This is a genomic window from Porcibacter vitabionis (assembly GCF_046263795.1).
In the GTDB taxonomy this organism is placed as follows: domain Bacteria; phylum Bacillota; class Clostridia; order Lachnospirales; family Lachnospiraceae; genus Lachnocurva.
The window spans coordinates 19,083-35,968 of the sequence record NZ_JBJYZD010000006.1 but is presented as its reverse complement, the minus strand read 5'-3'; the positions used below and the strand labels follow the sequence as shown (position 1 = coordinate 35,968).

Below are 16,886 nucleotides of genomic sequence, written 5' to 3'. Positions count from 1 at the left end.
GGGGTTTTCTTCCCTCTCTTTTTTTGTTCGCTTTTTTTAATTTAGAGTTATTTCGTTATTTACCCATTGTGCATAGAGCGTCATGGTGTCGTCAGCATTATCACAATAAGGATAAGGATTCCAGTTCCACTTTGAGTAAATGGTAGAACTATCCTTTTCCGTTCCCCATCCTAGGAAGGTGGATCCTGTTTTGGTAGGTGCTACGATATTTCGGTCTCCGAGTTGCATACTCTTTGTATTTGGATCAATGATGTCCATACCGAACTGATAGTTCTGTTTAGAAGACTTTCCGGTTCCATTATTCTCATCGAACAAAACAGATCCAAGAAGTCGATACCGGAAGCCGATGCCGGATGTTATGTTTCCATTCGTATCATAAGCATAGCAGTCTGATTCGATGTAGCGATAATATCCTGTCGGATGATAGGTATATACCCAGTTCCAATACATTGGTCCTTGTACCGGAGTGTGACTTATCAGGGAACCATTATTCCAGTCGTCATTATACGAAGTATGCGTATCATCATCAAACCAATAGATGTAATGAGCATAGTCATAGTGCTTTCCATCAAGTTCCCAACCACCCGGGTTGTAATGTTGATATTGCTGCTGTGCTATCGAGTTGACAGGTGAGCCTGCAAAGGTATACCTTGTACCTTCATCATAGAAAGTCCAAACAAGATTCTTTTGGTGACCATAGCCGTCATTGAAATAGGTTACAATCGCTACTGCGTGTCCAGAATCGTTGTCGCCTTGCGGTAATTCAACATAGATCTGCCACGACTTTGTTACCAAGAAAGAAGCTCCTATCACCTGCGATCCATGAACCCAATAATTTCCGATTGGCTGATAGGTATATCCATTGTGATCTGTGATATATCGTATGGTTGCCGTCATACCGTCTGCACCTGTCCACACACGATCGTCCTTGGCTTCCATTTTCTTCCAACTTGCGGACAAAGATACATTTGTCCGTGTCTCTTCGTTCTAACAAACATTTTTCCATAACTTTTACGCATAGAAGATGTGTAAGTAGTTCTGAAAGCCTTTTCCTTGCTTTTGGAGGTTGAGAAAAATGTGAATGGTAAAAGAAAAGAGGAAATTACGATGGAGAAAATGACGAAAGATCAAGTACAGAAGGTCTTGGACGATGCCAAGCGTTCCGGTGTCCGTGCAAGCTTTGAGAATGTAGACTTGTCCGGACTGGACTTGCACGATATGGACTTATCCAATGTCCGGCTGTTTAATGTGCTGCTGTATCAGACCAACCTTCAGAATGCGAACCTGCATGGGGCACAGATGACCAACGTGTTCTGTAAGGAAGCAGACCTGACCAAAGCAGACCTGAATGAAACGACCATCAATGGATGGAGCAATATGAAAGATGCCAAGATGGAAGGCGTTATGATGCAGAACGCCAATCTGGAACAGGTCAATCTGAACGGAGCAGACTTGAGAGACGCCAAGCTCACCAATTCTACCTTTCGGAAGGTAACCATGATCGGTGCAGACCTGACCCATGCACAGGCAGCCATTCAGACGCCCAAGGGAAAGTTCATCGGAAAGACAAGCTTTCAGAATTCTTCCCTTCAGAACGCGGTTCTACAGGATGCCGTTCTCAGAAATACAACCTTCCAGAAGGTCATTCTGAAAGGCTGTAACTTCACCCGTGCAGACATGACCCTGAGTCGGATGAATCAGGTCAGCCTTGTGAAGGCAACCTTCCACGATGCCATGATGGAGAAAGTCAAGATGGCAACGGTGCAGATGGACGACCATACAACCATGAAGGGGGCGAAGGGACACTTTCTGACCAACGATGTCCGACTTACCACCGTCACCACGGTCAAGCGAACCTCGGAACGGTTATTAAAGCAGTCGAGCCTTTACCGCACGGCCATGGCATTGCAGAAGGCGGTCACCCAGAAGATCGGTGACCTTGGGGAACGCCTGACGAAGGACATTACCAAGGTGCTCCATAAGACAAAGCAGGCTGCTAAGCAGATGACAGGCGGGGTCAAGTCCCTTGCCAAGCACGCATTGGCAGGCGTAGTTATGGCGGCCAATCTGGGAAACAAACTGGAGAAGCATCTCAGCAAGTCGATCGAGAGAGACTTTAGAGAATCTAAAGAACTTTTTGCAAGTGCAGAGAAACACTTTAAGGACCATAAGGAGAATGCAGAAGCACGAGACCAGAAGAATCAGGCATTGATCCAGTCCCTTCTCGGCAAGGAAGCAAAGGAAGAAGCACCGGAAGTAGAACCGGAATACGAGATCGGGAGTGCAGGTGAGATTTATGACCTTAGATGAGATTTATCATGCAGGGGAGAACGCTCCCATTACCAGTCGGGAATATAACGCCTTGGATCGTGTCAGAAGAACGCTGACAGGCTTACAGTATTCCATCGGACTTCCACCTAAGAATGACCATGTCATCAGTAATCGAACCCGGTGTCAGAGCATTCTGGAATTCTTAGGAGCTGACCGGAGTACCGACCTCTTTGATAAAGACGGCATGGTTTATCCTGACAAGCTCGTGTGCCTACTGGACTATGGCAGAACGGAAAAGAGTTACTACGGTGTCACGAACATGGATGATGCTCTGGCAAAGAAGGCAAGAGCACAAATCGAGAGCATGGCTTCCATTACCCGATATATGCGTGGAGAGGAAGGACAGGAAACACCACCCGACATTGTAGACAAGGTGGACAGAGAAGATTATGACTACGAACGTTGAAGGAGATAGTAAGGTATGGCATATACAGAACTCACACAGGCAGAAGTCGATCGGAAGTTACTCGAACATAAGATGTTTCTGGCACAGAACGTCCCGCATTGGGAGAACAAGAGAGCAGACTTTTCCAACTGTATTCTAAACGGCATTGACTTTCATGGGGCAGACTTGTCCAAGGCCGTTTTTGTGAATTCCATCCTAAAGGATTGTGACATGAGCGAGTGTAATCTGACCTTTGCCAAGTGCTCCTTCCTGAGTGGAGAACGAAACCGATTTGTGCATACGGATCTGAACCGTACCGTGATGGACTGTTCGCACCTTAAAGACTGTAATTTCAGCGGAGCAACGCTTTTGTCCACGAGCCTTTATCAGGGAAAGCTTTTGGAGTGCGAGTTTACGGACACCTACTTTCTCCACACCAATCTCTATTTTGCAGACATGGACAGGGGATACTTCCTTTCCTCTACGTTCGAGGATGCCACCTGTATCAATGCAGGATTCACCGACACCGAATTCAAGAAGACCGAGTTCATCGACACCGACCTTCTTCGTGCGAACTTTGGTGGAGCAAAGCTGACAGATGTGGTCATGAATCGAACCGATACGACTTTAGCCTTCTTTGACGATGCCAAAATGTATTCCGAGGACAAGACAGGAAAAACTCCCGCAGATTTGTGTCATGAACTGGCAGATGAACTGGAAGAGGGGTATAATCTATGAAAGATGCAAAGGAAGAGAACAATACCACTCAACAGGCAGAATCAGAATATCATTACGAGAACTATGAGGAGTACCTGAAGAGTACCGAGATTCGGGACGACATCGAAGAAGAGTGCGAGTGGGAACGCTAATAGTAGGAGAGAAAGACAAATGAAATTAACGAGAAACGGAAAAGCAGTCGTAGCCAAATGTTTGAACGAAATGCAGAAAAGAAGAAACGAAATTCTGGATGCCGGACTGGACACGGCAGATGAAACCACACTTCCAACAGAGCAGGACATTCTTTCTGACATTCTGAACGGATTGGATGGCGATGGCGACTATGTCCGTAATTGGAACTGTACCGACCATTGCGGTTATGGTATTTTTCTGTCGCATGAAGCAGACTTCGTTGTAGAGAAGGGTGACGACCTGCCGGACGATCTGAGGGAGAAATGGGAAGAAGAGAGTAATCGGGGATACGGATTCTAAGCAGCAGAATCTGGTAACGGACTATAGGAACGATGGAATTGTTTTTTTCAATTCTGTCGTTCTTTTTTTTACAAATTTTTCAAGAAATCTGTTTGTTCCATAACTTTTTATCCATAGAAGAATTGTAGGGCTTTTAGCCAGATTGAAACAGAAAGGTAATTGCTTAATGAACGAAACAGAGAAAGAAGTAACACTCGGTTCTCTTTTTGACGGGGCAGGGGGATTCCCTTATGCCGGAAGTTTCTCAGGGATCAAGACGGTATGGACTTCCGAGATCGAACCGTTCCCCATTCGGGTAACGACCAAACGAATGCCACAGGTCAAGCACTATGGCGATGTATCCGTCCTTGACGGGGCAAACTTAAAACCCGTAGACATTATAACGTGCGGAAGTCCGTGTCAAAATTTGTCTATCGCTGGAAGAAGAGAAGGGTTAAGCGGACCAAAATCTTCCATGTTTTTTGAAGCAATGCGAATTATCAAAGAAATGAGGAGAGCAACAAATGGAGAATATCCAAAATATATCGTCTGGGAAAACGTCCCCGGAGCATTTTCATCTAACCACGGAGAGGACTTCCGATGTGTCCTCGAAAACATCTGCCGAATCAAAGACGAGGACGTATCAATTCCTAAACCTGAAAAATGGAACCATGCAGGACTTGTCGTGGGAGATGGTTACTCCGTTGCATGGCGTGTCCTTGACGCTCAATACTGGGGAGTCCCCCAGAGAAGAAAACGAATCTACCTTGTCGCAGATCTTGGAGGAGAACGTGCCGGAAAGATACTGTTTGAGTCCGAAGGCGTGTCAGGGAATCTTAGAAAGAGCAAAGAAGCATGGCAAGAAACTGCCGGAAGTGTTAGAAAAGGCTCTCCTGACACAGGCTCATGCTTAAACGATCCTTGTGGTTATTGCATTGGTGTACCGGATGCGACCCTGTATCAGAACCATGCACAGGACGGTCGTTATAAGGGGCCGCTTTCCACCGCTGACACCGTAGTGGCAAGGTACGGAACAGGCGGTAACAATCAGCCACTTGTAGTAGAAACGTCAAAGATCCACTCCACTAAGTGCTATGGTATCAGTTCTGACCAGAGTAAGGGTATGCTTTCTTCCAACCCTCATTCCGGGGTCTACGAAGCTTCCACGTCACGGACACTTGACACGAGCGGTGGGAATCCTGCCTGCAATCAGGGTGGTATCGCCGTGGTAGCGGTACAGGGTTCCATGATCGGAAGGAAGGACGAGAATGGCCCACAGGGGAGCGGTATCAATGAAGATGTCAGCTTTACGCTCAATACGATAGACCGTCATGCGGTAGCATTCTCCAAAGAGCCGGAATATATCGTCCGAAGGCTCACCCCGACCGAATGTGCAAGACTGCAAGGATTCCCGGACGATTGGTGTGATGACCTTGGAACGGATGACCCGACCGAGGAAGAAATGGCCTTCTGGAGGGATGTCTTTGAGACACACCGCCGTTTGGTCAGCCATGCGACCAAGCCTAAGACCGACAATCAGATTCGAAAGTGGCTGAAAAGTCCTCATAGCGATAGTGCAGAGTATAAGATGTGGGGCAATTCCATTGCCATCCCATGTGCTCTGTATGTACTGAGTGGAATCAAAGAAGCATTGACAAGCCACAACTAAGCTTACAAACTCTCACGGCTAAGACCGTGGGAGTTTTTCTTAGCAAAAATTCAAAAAAGTTCAAAGAAATCTGTCATCTCCATAAGAATTTACGCATAGAAGAACTGTAAGGCTTTTTGAAAAAAAGAAGAAAGGGAGCGAATCGTTGTGCAACAGAGCGAACTCATGGACAAACTGAATCGTTTGAAACCGATCCCCGACACGAACTATGTCCTGTTCTATGACGTAACAGAGACCAAGGACGGATGGAAGGCAAAGCATACCGTAACCAAAGACAAGAACGAAGCGGTTCGGTCTGCATTGGAACACAAAGCCTATTCGATCGGTCTGTATGACGATCAGGGAAAAATTTATTCCCGGTGCATGATTCGGGCAATGACACAGGACGAGCTTTGCTATGCCCTGACCAATCGGTAATGAATGGATGATAAAAAATGAGTATATATTTGTACAAGATACGGCTGAAATTTTGGATGTTTCAGCATTCAACGGAACAATTTAGCTTAATGGATATGAATGATGACCACCCGGTACCGGAGCGGTATCGGAATGGTTCGTTGTACTTTCTGCCGATCCGAAAGACCAAGAAATGTTTCTTTGGTGTACTGACCTTCTCGATCGATGCAGCAACCAATCTCTACCATTGGGCCATCAAGCATCAGGACGACCTGATGCGGGTCTTCTATGTTCCCCATCACGGTACCATCTTTACCGATGAAGAGTTCTGGACGGGCTATATTCCGCAGAGCGGGATCTACTACTGGGAGGACTATGGCGGAAACGTAGCAGGAATCGAGCCGACCAAGACCGTTCTGTTTCCCACCCTTCGTGACCACTTAGACCTTGACGTTTCCGGTGGAGAACGGCAAAGCGTGGTTGAGACAAAAGACTGCCATGTCACCTTTACCATTACACCGAATAAGTCAGAATCCGACTATAAATTCACGGTTCTTGTGGACTGCGAAGAGGAAACCTTTACCAAGCATTTTCTGGATGTTCTGTCGGACAACTACGACATCTATTTGGGTAACAATAGGAAGGGAGAATCCTTCCGGTCGGTAAGCGACTATGAAGATGTTCGGTCAACCTATTCCGGTTGCCAGACAAAGGACTGGAACGGATGTCGCTATCAGATCACCTACGAGTGGAAGGTGCCAAAGGACTTCTCTCTCGAACAGATCATGACCTACCCGGAAGAACCCCTCCGTGCCTTTGACGAGGACTTTGACTGGAAGACCGTGCCCTTCTCCTATCAGGAAGAGGGAATTGAGTATGGCCTGTCCCATGACAGGTTTCTTCTCTGCGACAGTCAGGGACTGGGAAAGACTCTGGAATCCGCCACCATTGCAAGCATTCGAAAGCAGCAGCTTGGCTATCAGCATTGCCTGATCGTCTGCTGCGTGAACACCCTGAAATGGAACTGGGCGAATGAAGTCAAACAGCACACCTATGAGGGAGCACACGTTCTGGGATCGTACACAAAACGGGATGGCAAGGTCGGATACGATGTCAAAAAACGACTGAGCGACTTAGACGACATTGATGATCTTCCCTATTTTCTCATTACGAATATTGAGTTCCTGCGGGATAAAAAGGCAGTCTCCCGTTTGTCCGACCTCATTCAGGACAACAAGATCAATATGGTGATTGCGGATGAAGTGCATAAGTGTAAGAACCCGAAGGCAGCACAGACGAGTGGACTGTTGAAACTTCAGCCGGAGTGCCGGATCGCCATGACGGGAACACCAATCATGAACAATCCGACCGATGTTTACGTCTATCTGAAATGGTTGGGATTTGAGAAACATAGCTATTCTATGTTCAAGGACTTCTATCTGGACCATAAGGGGCATTTGCGGAATCTGTCCCTCTTAGACTCCAACATGGATAAGCTTATGTTACGGCGAACCAAGGAAGAGGTCTTAGACCTTCCGCCCAAGACCTATGAAGACCAGATCGTGGAGCTGTCGAAGGAACACCAGAAACTGTACGACAAGGTACAGGAACAGGCAGAAGCGGATTTCAATACGGTCATGGAAAAGAATCCGAACAGTAATCCCTTGACCGTTCTTCTCCACCTTCGTCAATGCACCTTAGACCCCCTGCTTTTGGAGTCCGAATCAGAAGAATTTCAGGATTCGGATGTTCAGAATCCGAGTCTTCAGGAGAAATTCTATCGTGCCTTAGACCTGATCGAGAACGCCTTTTCGAATGGGGAGTCCGTGGTCTGCTTCTGTACATGGAAACAGCCCCTGTATGACTTCAAGCGGTTCTTGGATGAAAAACTGTCTGCACAGGGAGAAGACTTCTCCTGCAAGATGATTACGGGAGATACCAAGGACACCGATCGTATGGAGATCGTAGAGAAGTTCCAGAACAATCCCAACCCCGAAGTTCTGATCGGAACGACCGGAGCTATGGGAACGGGTATTACCCTGACCAAGGCCACAACGGTCATCTTCTTGGATGAACCGTGGACGGACGCTGCCAAGGAGCAGGCGGTTGACCGATGCTACCGAATCGGTACCAAGTCCCATGTCACCATCTATACGCTGATTGCGAAAGACACGATTGACGAGCGTGTACATGAGCTTTTGTTCTACAAGAAGAATGTATCTTCTGCCATCATCGACAAGGAAGAGGAAGCACGATTCCTTTTGGGAGAGAACGGTCTGCTTTCGGAAGAGGAACTGCACCCGGACGAACCGGAAGATGAATCGGCATAAAAAATATTTTTGTTATTCCTGTCATTCTCGTAAGAATTTACGCATAGAAAAGAAAGAGCGTAAAAAAGGATCAAGAAAGGATCATTTGTATCATGGCGAATTTTTTTGGCAACATGATGGATTTCAACAATGACACCGCAACACCGGTGAAAAAGTCCATCTCTGATAGCACAGAAAAGAAGGAGACAAACACATTGAATACTACCAATGGAGCAACTGAAACACCTGTCAATGGAACACCAGTAAACGGAACTTATAATCCGTTTGCCAACACCGAATCCAAGCCGATGTCGATCAATTCGGATTTCCTGAAGAAGGCATATCCGGAAAAGAAGGCATTCCCGGACTTTCTGGACACCCCGAAGGGAGCCAAGGGAATCATCGAGCCTACTACCTATATGACCGAAGGATTTGTGATCAAGGGCAATAAGGTATCCGTAGACATTACAAAGCCTGCCCGGATCGATTCTGAACTGCACGGTGATGTGACCTGTCACGACCTCTACGTTGGAAAGGCTCTGGTCGATGGAACCATCACAAGTGACACCACCGTTGTCCTTTCCGAAGAGTCCTCCGTCATCGGAACCATCCACGCCAAGAACGTTCATCTGTACGGTGACTTCCGTGGTGACCTGACCGCAGACGAGAATCTTGTGATTAACGAATCCGCCCATATTCAGGGCAAGGTAACCGCCCTTGGTACAGTAGAGATTCATCCCGGTGCCGTTCTGGACGGAACTGCCGAGTTCAAAATGACAGAAGAGGAAAAGAAAGAGCCGATCGAGGTAGAGCACGTCAAGAAGGATCCCGAACCGGAACCTGTCCATGAGCCGATCGACCCCTTCGCAGAGAAGGACCAGAAACCCGAGTCCAAGACCGAGCCTGAGACAGAGCCTGTCGTAGCCGAGGAAAAGGCAGAGACAGAGGAATCGGAAACAAATGTTTCCGAAACAGAAGTTTCGACTTCCGAACCGAAGAAGGAAACTGCAACAAACGCAAAAACGGGCGTTGGAATGGCTTGGAACGAGAAGAAAACAGACCTTGCGGAAAAGCTTTCCGAAACTCCGGCAGACACCGAGTCAGATGATGACATCCCTGACATCCCGGATAGTTTCTTCTCAAGCGAGGGCTAAGGGATGCAGAAAGAAAAGACGCTGATCTTAAATATTGAGAAAGCCATCACGGGCGAGAAGGAGCGGATCAACACCCTGTCTTCAGCGGAGGCCGTTTGGAGTCTCCGCTATGCCCTCTTAAATATTCTGCATTTCAAACCGGAGCAGGTAGAATCCTTTCTGGATAAATCCTTTTTGGAAACCTATGGTCTCATGCGGTATGTCCGTCTGGTCAAGTTCCCTGCCATGGACACGGGGCAGAGAAAGCAGTACCTCTTGGCACAGATGTTTCCCGAACTGTATTCGGTGGAGATTGCGGAGAATCCTCTGGAGCGGTATCTCTACACGCTGAAACATACCAAGTCCAAGGAAGTCTGGCAGATGAATCATGACCTTGTGGAAGCCAATCTGGCCGTGCAATGGGTGTTTTCCATTCTCTTTCCCGATGCGTCCTCTCCTGCTATGATGCAGTTTGCGGTTACCCATGAAAAGGAACTACTGAAGTTATTCCGTACCATGCGACTGGGTACCTTCTACGATGATGTGTACAGTCTGCGTGGGAATGGCGTTTTAGACATGGTTTTCTTTTCCTACCCGGTTGCCATTCAGCAGGCACATTTTCTGGACTATGTGAACCTTAGACTTCCCAGTACCGATGATGCAGAGTTTGAGATACTAACGAGAGCTGAGGAGAATTTTTATGACAGTAAGAAGTAGATGGAAAGCCATTCTTCCTGCATTGGTCTTAATGCTCTGCCTGTTTTCTCCTGTCATGAGCCATGCAGAGACAGGCGATGCCGAGTACAATGCAGAGTTATCGAAGTATGGCATTGATGGCACAAAGCTCCCTCAGGAAGACCCCAGTATCGACCTTAATACCTTCCCGATTACGAATAAGGACCGTGCCAATATCGGATTCACCATGTACTTAGACCCCGACTCTGACCTGTTTGATTCAAGCGACACCTATGTTTCGTTTCAGGATCAAAAGACAAAGATTCGGTTTCTCTATACTTTCTCTCATTTCACGGACTATGATATGGAAAACCATGTCTGTAAGGGAATCATTCAGATCCCGGCAGATAGTTACTTCAACGACTATGACATCTCCGTTTTCACCAAGTCCAACGGATTCAACGGCGGGAATCTCTACTATCAGGAGACCATTCAGCCCGTTGCAGGTCAGACCTATGGTCTGTATGCGGCTGCCGGATCAAATGAGTGGTTACAGACCGAAGGAGCAAAGCTCTTAAAGAAACAGGCAGCCTTGGGAGACAAACTGGTGTCCGATGAAGACGCCAAGGCGATCCGGTATGAACAGAGCAAGAAGGAGACGGTAAAGCCAAAGGCAAAGAGCGAACCGACCAAGGTCAAGACCGTGCAGGCAGAAAACCGAAGGGGAAAGATCCTTCTTCCCCTGACCGGGAAGTGGATATTCGACCTTCGGTCTTTAATTCTTCGCTTTCGCTATGCGAAAGCTCAGATGATCGGTGTGATGGTCGTCTTTGTCGTCCTTGGAATCATAAAGAAAGTTCGTTCTTGAGAAAGGAGATAAGGAATTGCATTGTTGGAGAATTACCCCCGATAACTGTTTGGTCGGAACGCCATGCAGCGTGACTGCGATGGCGTGTGCCAACGCTTGTGCCAATGCTTATGCTCGCTTTGTGAGCTGCTCTTCTGTGAGTTACTCTTCGCATTCGCTTTGCATTGAAAAGCAGTATCTACCTTCGGTTGTTATTGACTTTGAGCCTTTGCGTAGCGAAAGCTCAGACCTTGACAAGTATTATTCGGATGAACTGAGGGATGATGGCTATTTGTCCTTGGATGGGTTCAACCGCATGGTAAGGAAGTTTTTCCCTGTCAAAAAGAAATTGTATTTCAAACGCAATGAACGCCCAACTCTTCGGGAATATCTTACCACCTTGGAAGATGACGCCTTTATCTGCGTCAAGGGGCACTACATTTATGCAGACGCTTTTTGTGACGGATATTGGTCATTCTTCGATAATGCACAAGACCCCGTCATCTGCGTGTGGCTGTTAACATCTGAATAGGTCAAATATGAGAAATATCGGCAAATTATTTGAAGAGGATTTTAAGCATTCGGCGAATGGGATGTACTATTTAAGGCTGCATGATAGTGCAACCGGGTTCGACTTTCAAAGCCAAGGGAACGACCATAGTGTTCGAACCCGTAACGGGTCTTCGGGTGGAACCCTCAGATTTTCTATCAAAAGCCCCTACGATGCCGTGCTTTGTAAAAACGGCCAGATGTGCTGCGTAGAGTTAAAGTCCGTGGGCGGTACGTCAGCATCTTTTGGTGACAAAGACAATAATGTTATTAAACTGCGACAGGTGAAAGCCTTACTGAAAGCAGAGACAGACGGTCATGCCCTGTCTTATCTCATCATTCATTTCCGAAAGTATGGAGAGACCTATGCCATCCGTCCGACCACCTTTCTGATTTTTACCAAGCTCTGCCATAAGAAGAGCATCAATCGGGACGATGCCAAGGAGATCGGCAAGCGGATCCCGGAACGGAAGCTAAAGGTCCATTACCGATATGACCTAACGGTTCTGTTTGGGTAAGGTAAGAGAGCAACTAGGAGAGTTTTTCTTCTGGTTGCTCTTTTTTTACCCATTTATGCGTGTTCCGAATATCGCTATGCGTATTTTACACGTTTCTATACCCGTCACGCATATTCCTATGCGTATCACGAATATTTCTATGTTTTCACAGATATTCTGATACCCGCTACACATATTCTTATTCCCGTTACACATAATTTCTACGATTTCGGTATCTCTTTTTGGTTTTCTCATAACTTTTTACGCATAGAAGAAGTAGGAAGGAAAAAAACAATGAATCAGGAAACAAATCAGAAATCAGAACGAAGTTGGAAAGACGTGTTCTTTCCCCTATTGGAGTGTGTGCTCATTGTCGTCATCGGACTGGTGATTGTACGATTCATCGGGCAGCGAACAATCGTGTCAGGGCAGTCCATGGAGAACACCTTGCAGAATAACGACAACCTCATTATCGAGAAAATCACACCGAGAGTTCATCACCCGGAGCGGTTCGACATCATTGTTGTTCCGAAAGGGAAGGACAAGCACTACGACATCATAAAACGGGTGATCGGTCTCCCCGGGGAGACGGTGTTGATTAAAGACGGGGTGATCTACATCAACGGCAACCGCCTGAAGGAATCCTATGGCAAGGACACCATCGCCGACCCCGGTCTTGCAGAAGAACCGATCGAGCTGAAGCAGGATGAATACTTCGTTCTGGGAGACAACCGAAACAACAGTACAGACAGTCGGGTGATAGGACCTGTCAAGGGGAAGGACATCATTGGCCGGGTGGTCTGTCGGGTCTATCCCAATCCACGGAAGTTTTAGAGAGGGTAAGGCATGGAAAAGCAGAGAATCTTCGTTGACATGGATGGCACGCTTTACGAATGGCGAAAGAACGTGCCGGAAGAAGCCATCTTTCAAAAGTATTACTACCTCACGCTGAAACCACAGAAAAACATTGTTTCGGCAGTCAGGGAGCTTGCAAAGGACGATCGGTATGACGTTTCTGTCCTGTCTGCCGTCTTGTCCGACAAGGAAAATCCCTATGCCTTGGCAGAGAAGAATCAGCGAATTGACCTTGACCTTCCGGAAATTGACAAGGCACATCGGATCTTCTGCCCTTGCGGAGTACCGAAGGCCAAGTACATTCCCGGCGGCATCCGACAAAATGACATCCTACTGGATGACTATTCCCATAACCTGCATGAGTGGGGTGGTATCGGAATCAAGGTCATAAACGATGTGAATGGAAGGCATGGCACATGGCTCGGAGAACGAATCTATGCCAATACGACACCTCGTGTACTGGTGAAAAAGATTACGGAAATTGCAGAGCAGACACGAGAAAAGGAGACCCAGACCAAGGAGACGACATTCCTGATCCCTGCCGATCGATCGGATCCTTGTGTGTACTTCCATGGTACAAAAGAAGAGCAGGAGGAAGCCGACCGAATCGAAGAGGAACGGAAAGCTCTATGGCAGTCCATTCTCGACCTGCCCGGGTTCCTTGCTCTGGAGTTTGACCGTGGCGATGACTCCGTGATTCTGTCACCCTCGGTGCATGAGGGCGTGAAGTGGCAGCTCACATGGTTCTCCAATCGTGACGGGGAAGCTAACATGGATGCGACCTACGGCGGGGAAAAGGCTACCCACCCGGAGAGCGAACTCATTGACGCCCTCTATCGGGAAACACGGACAACCGGGGCAAGGGTGTCGGTGGTCACGGAACAGAGCCTGATGCAAAAAGAAGAAGAATTAGAACGCTAGGAAAGGACAAAGACAATCATGATGAAAGACCTTTATGACGAAGTAAAACCGATTTTTAAGCAGGTTGGAATGGATGACTGGACAGACATCAAGGCAGGAAAGGATGAAAACGGGGATATGCGTGTCATGGCCCGGTCAAAAAAGGACACCGAGAGTACAGAGAGTAACGCTTACGAACATGGTCCATGGACGGTATGGAAATATCTTCCGGAGTCCTCGCTTGCCGTCTTGAACTATCCCCGGTATGGCCTGTCCTTTGAGGAAGCGGAACGACTGTTTTATTACGGATATTGAGCTTTGAGGGGATAGAAGAGTGCATAAAAACAAGGGCAGTCATACCGACCGCCCTTTGTTTCTGTGCTTATCTTTCCTCTATCTCTTTTTCATCATAGTTGAGAACCGTCTATTATACCATGATACTGTTAACCAGTATCATTTCGGCTGTAAGCTTAATCTCCATTTGTGGTTCATCTGAGTCACAAACCTTACGAACCTCTTCCTCTGGAAGAATGTAAAGAACCGGTTCTGTTCCGAGAACAAATCCCGTTACAGGCCTTCCGTCACTCGCTCTGAGACCAGTTACGACCTTTCCACCAATCTTCGCTTCCTCAATGTCAAACGCTCTCTGGCATCCATCCACAAGACATTGCAATGTCTCATGCCCCTCGGAGTCCAAGACTGTGATGGAATGTGCATCCACCTTTTGGTCCTTTATCAATCCTCTGACACATTTGGTGACACCGAAGATGTTTGGGAATTCTGCCTTCTTTACGCCGTTGACTATTACTGTGAATTCTGCCATATTATTTTTCCTCCATCAATTCACAACCTTCTTGTCATAAGCTCCATTGTAAAAGGCATATTGCTTTTTACAAACATAACATAGCAACTCACCTTGCATCAGCTGACAATTTTTGTGCGAATCTCCATTTTCTCTTTATCTTTACATATACTTGACATTCTAAACGATTAAGGTCGTGTCTTTCTTTTCCCTTACAACTGCCTTGAATATTGCAATAAAAAACCGGTAGTCGCTATGCGATTACCGGATTCTCCTTCTAAACGTGTCAGATGAGTTTTTGTATTCCTTAGTATCTGGAAATTTCCCACTCTTCGGAAGTGTAGCATTTCAGGAAGTCGTTGACCTTCTGAACATATTCTGTCAGGATCCCCTTCGATTCTTCAATAGCACCGGAGAGCGTTTCGGCTTCCAATTTCCGGTCGTCAATCCCGAGCGGGTGGCAGGATAGGAACCAACCGTCAAGGTGAATGATCCGATGAATGATAACCGTGATTCCGTTGACCGTTGCACAGAAGATGGTTCCGGACTCCACAGGTTCTCTGTAATCTGCATTACTGACAAACTTCATATCTTTTCCCTCTATTCCTTCAAATAAAACTGAATGGTTTCTATGTCCTCTTTGGTTCGTTCCCCTTCCAACAGGTATCCAAGGAAGTCTTTTTCATGGATCGTCAGATGAATGATCCCGGTGAAGTTCTTTGTTTTGTGATAGGCTCTGAGTGCTTTCTCACAAATTGTCTTGCCTTCCCCTTCGGTGTATTCCTCGGTCAGCACCCTCAGATGATCCAGTCTGTTCATTCGTTTGGCAAGTTCTGACTGATCCAGTTTGCTTGTGCACTCGAAACCATCGGTAAATCTGTATCTCAACATTTCAGCATCCTTTCCTTCCCCTCTTGACAGATATATAATACCATTTCTCTTATATAACTGTCAAACTGAGAGGGAAAGAAAATGGTGAAAAACAGAAGAGGACAGTTGTTACAATACACGTTTGAATGTAAAGGCAGGATTTCCTGCACATCAGAACTTGACATTGAAAAACAATGCTCTTTCAAAGGAATCTGCTAGAATTTCCGTGTAAGTATTCGGAAAATTACGGTGATCGGCAGGCAGGCTTTTGACCGTCTGAATAACCTCGTCTATGTTCTCTGTCACCTGACCTGCCCTTACCACCCACAAGACCTTCTGACCGTTAATGACGGCACAGTCCAGAGGATGAAAGGTTGTTGTATTGTCTTTGATCGCCAATAACCAACTTGGCAGGTCTGCAAATCTTCCGATGTCCTTTAGCACCGAACGATCGAAATCAATGTGATTTGTTTCATCAATACGAATTTTCATCAGTTTTTCTCCAATTCAGGCAACTCTTACCGCAAGTTCCATCATAAAGAATCCATCGTCTAAAAGGTGATCGGTGTTTCGATTCTTAACTTCCATCCAACAACGATTCTCGCCGTAAGTGATCTTTCCGGGTGCATAGGCTTTCGGGCATTCGTCTATCCATTTGGCTATCCACTTGGTGATGGCTGCCCTTCCCCGTTCGGATTCTATGACATCTCCGGTATCTTCCCAGTCGGTTTTCCAATTCTTGTGAAGGCTTCTTTTGAAAATACGATACTGCATGGCTTACTTCCTTTTCTATCAGATAAAGATTTCTGCATCTGCTTGGATCCACTCGACCTTGTAGCCTTCCTTTTCGAGCTGACCTTGTGCAGCGTCAAGGCATCCATCATCATCCCACTCGCCCTCGGTTTCGGCTTTGTAGTCCAGAATCGCATTCTTTACTCGGTCAACTGTTTTAATTGTCAGTTCCTTGCCGTACACTCTGGATATTTCCGTTCATTTTCATATAGTTAATCATGTACTCGCATATTTCGTAATACTCGCAACGATAGCCACTTACTACAGGAATGCACCACTCATTCACTCGACCTGCCGACAAAATGGGGCATTCTTCGCCTGTCTCTAGTCCACATACATTCATTTACTCTTTCCCTTCTATGAATTTCAGTTTTGCTATTTCATTCGGTGTTAATGTCGGGATGCCGACCTCTTTACATTCGCTTATCACTCCATTCCGTCAGAAATCTATTCTGACATCTGCCTTTCATTGTTCTTCTTGTCGGTTTTATCAGCGTCATTCGACCTGTCTGGCATGAGTGTGATTGTTCCTAGCGAAATGTAGCCATCTTCAGTTTCTTTCGCCAACAACACGGACTGATTTTTCATCTTGTCTGTCCTCTCTGTGGAATCAACCGTTTTTCTTTCCTCTCAACAAATATATAATAGCATTTTCTTATATAACCTGTCAAACTGAGACGGAAAGAAA

24 protein-coding genes are annotated in these 16,886 nt (G+C 46.6%); 16 read left to right on the top strand and 8 right to left on the bottom strand.

Annotated features, from left to right (window positions below):
- Positions 1-36: 36 nt before the first annotated feature.
- Positions 37-939 (bottom strand): hypothetical protein, encoded by a 903-nt coding sequence (locus ACKX2L_RS06100; protein WP_497552865.1) that lies wholly within the window; start codon positions 937-939, stop codon positions 37-39.
- Positions 940-1,107: 168 nt separating this feature from the next.
- On the opposite strand from ACKX2L_RS06100, the gene ACKX2L_RS06095 reads away from it, so the two are divergent.
- The 16 genes from ACKX2L_RS06095 to ACKX2L_RS06020 all read left to right on the top strand — a co-directional run bounded on the left by ACKX2L_RS06095 (position 1,108) and on the right by ACKX2L_RS06020 (position 14,049).
- The gene (locus ACKX2L_RS06095) at positions 1,108-2,310 is read left to right on the top strand and encodes a pentapeptide repeat-containing protein (RefSeq protein WP_497552864.1); all 1,203 of its coding nucleotides are present in this window, start codon (positions 1,108-1,110) and stop codon (positions 2,308-2,310) included.
- Positions 2,297-2,737: a hypothetical protein gene (locus ACKX2L_RS06090; protein WP_497552863.1), complete on the top strand. Its 441-nt coding sequence runs from the start codon at positions 2,297-2,299 to the stop codon at positions 2,735-2,737. The genes ACKX2L_RS06095 and ACKX2L_RS06090 overlap by 14 nt, the downstream gene beginning before the upstream one ends.
- A gap of 15 nt (positions 2,738-2,752) precedes the next feature.
- The gene (locus ACKX2L_RS06085) at positions 2,753-3,454 is read left to right on the top strand and encodes a pentapeptide repeat-containing protein (RefSeq protein WP_497552862.1); all 702 of its coding nucleotides are present in this window, start codon (positions 2,753-2,755) and stop codon (positions 3,452-3,454) included.
- Positions 3,451-3,585, top strand: coding sequence for a hypothetical protein (locus ACKX2L_RS06080; protein ID WP_497552860.1), 135 nt, complete (start codon positions 3,451-3,453; stop codon positions 3,583-3,585). Before ACKX2L_RS06085 ends, ACKX2L_RS06080 begins: the two co-directional genes overlap by 4 nt.
- Before the next feature lie 19 nt (positions 3,586-3,604).
- Positions 3,605-3,925 carry a hypothetical protein gene (locus tag ACKX2L_RS06075; protein ID WP_497552859.1) on the top strand — a complete coding sequence of 107 codons (321 nt, stop codon included), beginning with the start codon at positions 3,605-3,607 and terminating at the stop codon, positions 3,923-3,925.
- 166 nt (positions 3,926-4,091) lie between these two features.
- Positions 4,092-5,573, top strand: coding sequence for a DNA cytosine methyltransferase (locus tag ACKX2L_RS06070; protein WP_497552858.1), 1,482 nt, complete (start codon positions 4,092-4,094; stop codon positions 5,571-5,573).
- Between the two features lie 147 nt (positions 5,574-5,720).
- The gene (locus ACKX2L_RS06065) at positions 5,721-5,990 is read left to right on the top strand and encodes a hypothetical protein (protein WP_497552857.1); all 270 of its coding nucleotides are present in this window, start codon (positions 5,721-5,723) and stop codon (positions 5,988-5,990) included.
- Positions 5,991-6,079: 89 nt separating this feature from the next.
- Positions 6,080-8,299 carry a DEAD/DEAH box helicase gene (locus tag ACKX2L_RS06060; RefSeq protein WP_497552856.1) on the top strand — a complete coding sequence of 740 codons (2,220 nt, stop codon included), beginning with the start codon at positions 6,080-6,082 and terminating at the stop codon, positions 8,297-8,299.
- A 92-nt stretch (positions 8,300-8,391) separates the two neighbouring features.
- Entirely contained in the window at positions 8,392-9,432 is a 1,041-nt protein-coding gene (locus tag ACKX2L_RS06055; protein WP_497551034.1) for a bactofilin family protein, read from the top strand.
- Between the two features lie 3 nt (positions 9,433-9,435).
- Entirely contained in the window at positions 9,436-10,128 is a 693-nt protein-coding gene (locus tag ACKX2L_RS06050) for a hypothetical protein (protein WP_497551033.1), read from the top strand.
- On the top strand, positions 10,112-10,954 hold the full coding sequence (locus tag ACKX2L_RS06045) for a hypothetical protein (protein ID WP_497551032.1): 843 nt from the start codon (positions 10,112-10,114) through the stop codon (positions 10,952-10,954). The genes ACKX2L_RS06050 and ACKX2L_RS06045 overlap by 17 nt, the downstream gene beginning before the upstream one ends.
- A 16-nt stretch (positions 10,955-10,970) precedes the next feature.
- On the top strand, positions 10,971-11,465 hold the full coding sequence (locus tag ACKX2L_RS06040; RefSeq protein WP_497551031.1) for a hypothetical protein: 495 nt from the start codon (positions 10,971-10,973) through the stop codon (positions 11,463-11,465).
- A 7-nt stretch (positions 11,466-11,472) separates the two neighbouring features.
- Positions 11,473-12,000: a PDDEXK family nuclease gene (locus ACKX2L_RS06035; RefSeq protein WP_497551030.1), complete on the top strand. Its 528-nt coding sequence runs from the start codon at positions 11,473-11,475 to the stop codon at positions 11,998-12,000.
- A 273-nt stretch (positions 12,001-12,273) separates the two neighbouring features.
- Complete coding sequence (lepB, locus tag ACKX2L_RS06030; protein ID WP_497551029.1) at positions 12,274-12,813, top strand: signal peptidase I; 540 nt, start codon at positions 12,274-12,276, stop codon at positions 12,811-12,813.
- Between the two features lie 12 nt (positions 12,814-12,825).
- Positions 12,826-13,755: a hypothetical protein gene (locus ACKX2L_RS06025; RefSeq protein ID WP_497551028.1), complete on the top strand. Its 930-nt coding sequence runs from the start codon at positions 12,826-12,828 to the stop codon at positions 13,753-13,755.
- A gap of 18 nt (positions 13,756-13,773) precedes the next feature.
- Positions 13,774-14,049, top strand: coding sequence for a hypothetical protein (locus tag ACKX2L_RS06020; RefSeq protein WP_497551027.1), 276 nt, complete (start codon positions 13,774-13,776; stop codon positions 14,047-14,049).
- A 112-nt stretch (positions 14,050-14,161) separates the two neighbouring features.
- On the opposite strand, the gene ACKX2L_RS06015 is transcribed toward ACKX2L_RS06020, so the two are convergent.
- From ACKX2L_RS06015 to ACKX2L_RS05985, 7 genes are all read right to left on the bottom strand, one after another.
- A complete protein-coding gene (locus tag ACKX2L_RS06015; protein ID WP_497551026.1) occupies positions 14,162-14,557 on the bottom strand; it encodes a hypothetical protein in 396 nt (131 codons plus the stop codon).
- Between the two features lie 286 nt (positions 14,558-14,843).
- A complete protein-coding gene (locus ACKX2L_RS06010; protein WP_497551025.1) occupies positions 14,844-15,125 on the bottom strand; it encodes a hypothetical protein in 282 nt (93 codons plus the stop codon).
- An 11-nt stretch (positions 15,126-15,136) separates the two neighbouring features.
- Positions 15,137-15,427 carry a hypothetical protein gene (locus tag ACKX2L_RS06005; protein ID WP_497551024.1) on the bottom strand — a complete coding sequence of 97 codons (291 nt, stop codon included), beginning with the start codon at positions 15,425-15,427 and terminating at the stop codon, positions 15,137-15,139.
- A 150-nt stretch (positions 15,428-15,577) separates the two neighbouring features.
- On the bottom strand, positions 15,578-15,898 hold the full coding sequence (locus tag ACKX2L_RS06000) for a hypothetical protein (protein WP_497551023.1): 321 nt from the start codon (positions 15,896-15,898) through the stop codon (positions 15,578-15,580).
- Between the two features lie 15 nt (positions 15,899-15,913).
- Positions 15,914-16,180, bottom strand: coding sequence for a hypothetical protein (locus ACKX2L_RS05995; protein WP_497552855.1), 267 nt, complete (start codon positions 16,178-16,180; stop codon positions 15,914-15,916).
- An 18-nt stretch (positions 16,181-16,198) separates the two neighbouring features.
- Entirely contained in the window at positions 16,199-16,381 is a 183-nt protein-coding gene (locus ACKX2L_RS05990; RefSeq protein ID WP_497552854.1) for a hypothetical protein, read from the bottom strand.
- A 264-nt stretch (positions 16,382-16,645) separates the two neighbouring features.
- On the bottom strand, positions 16,646-16,786 hold the full coding sequence (locus tag ACKX2L_RS05985; protein WP_497552853.1) for a hypothetical protein: 141 nt from the start codon (positions 16,784-16,786) through the stop codon (positions 16,646-16,648).
- Positions 16,787-16,886 lie beyond the last annotated feature (100 nt).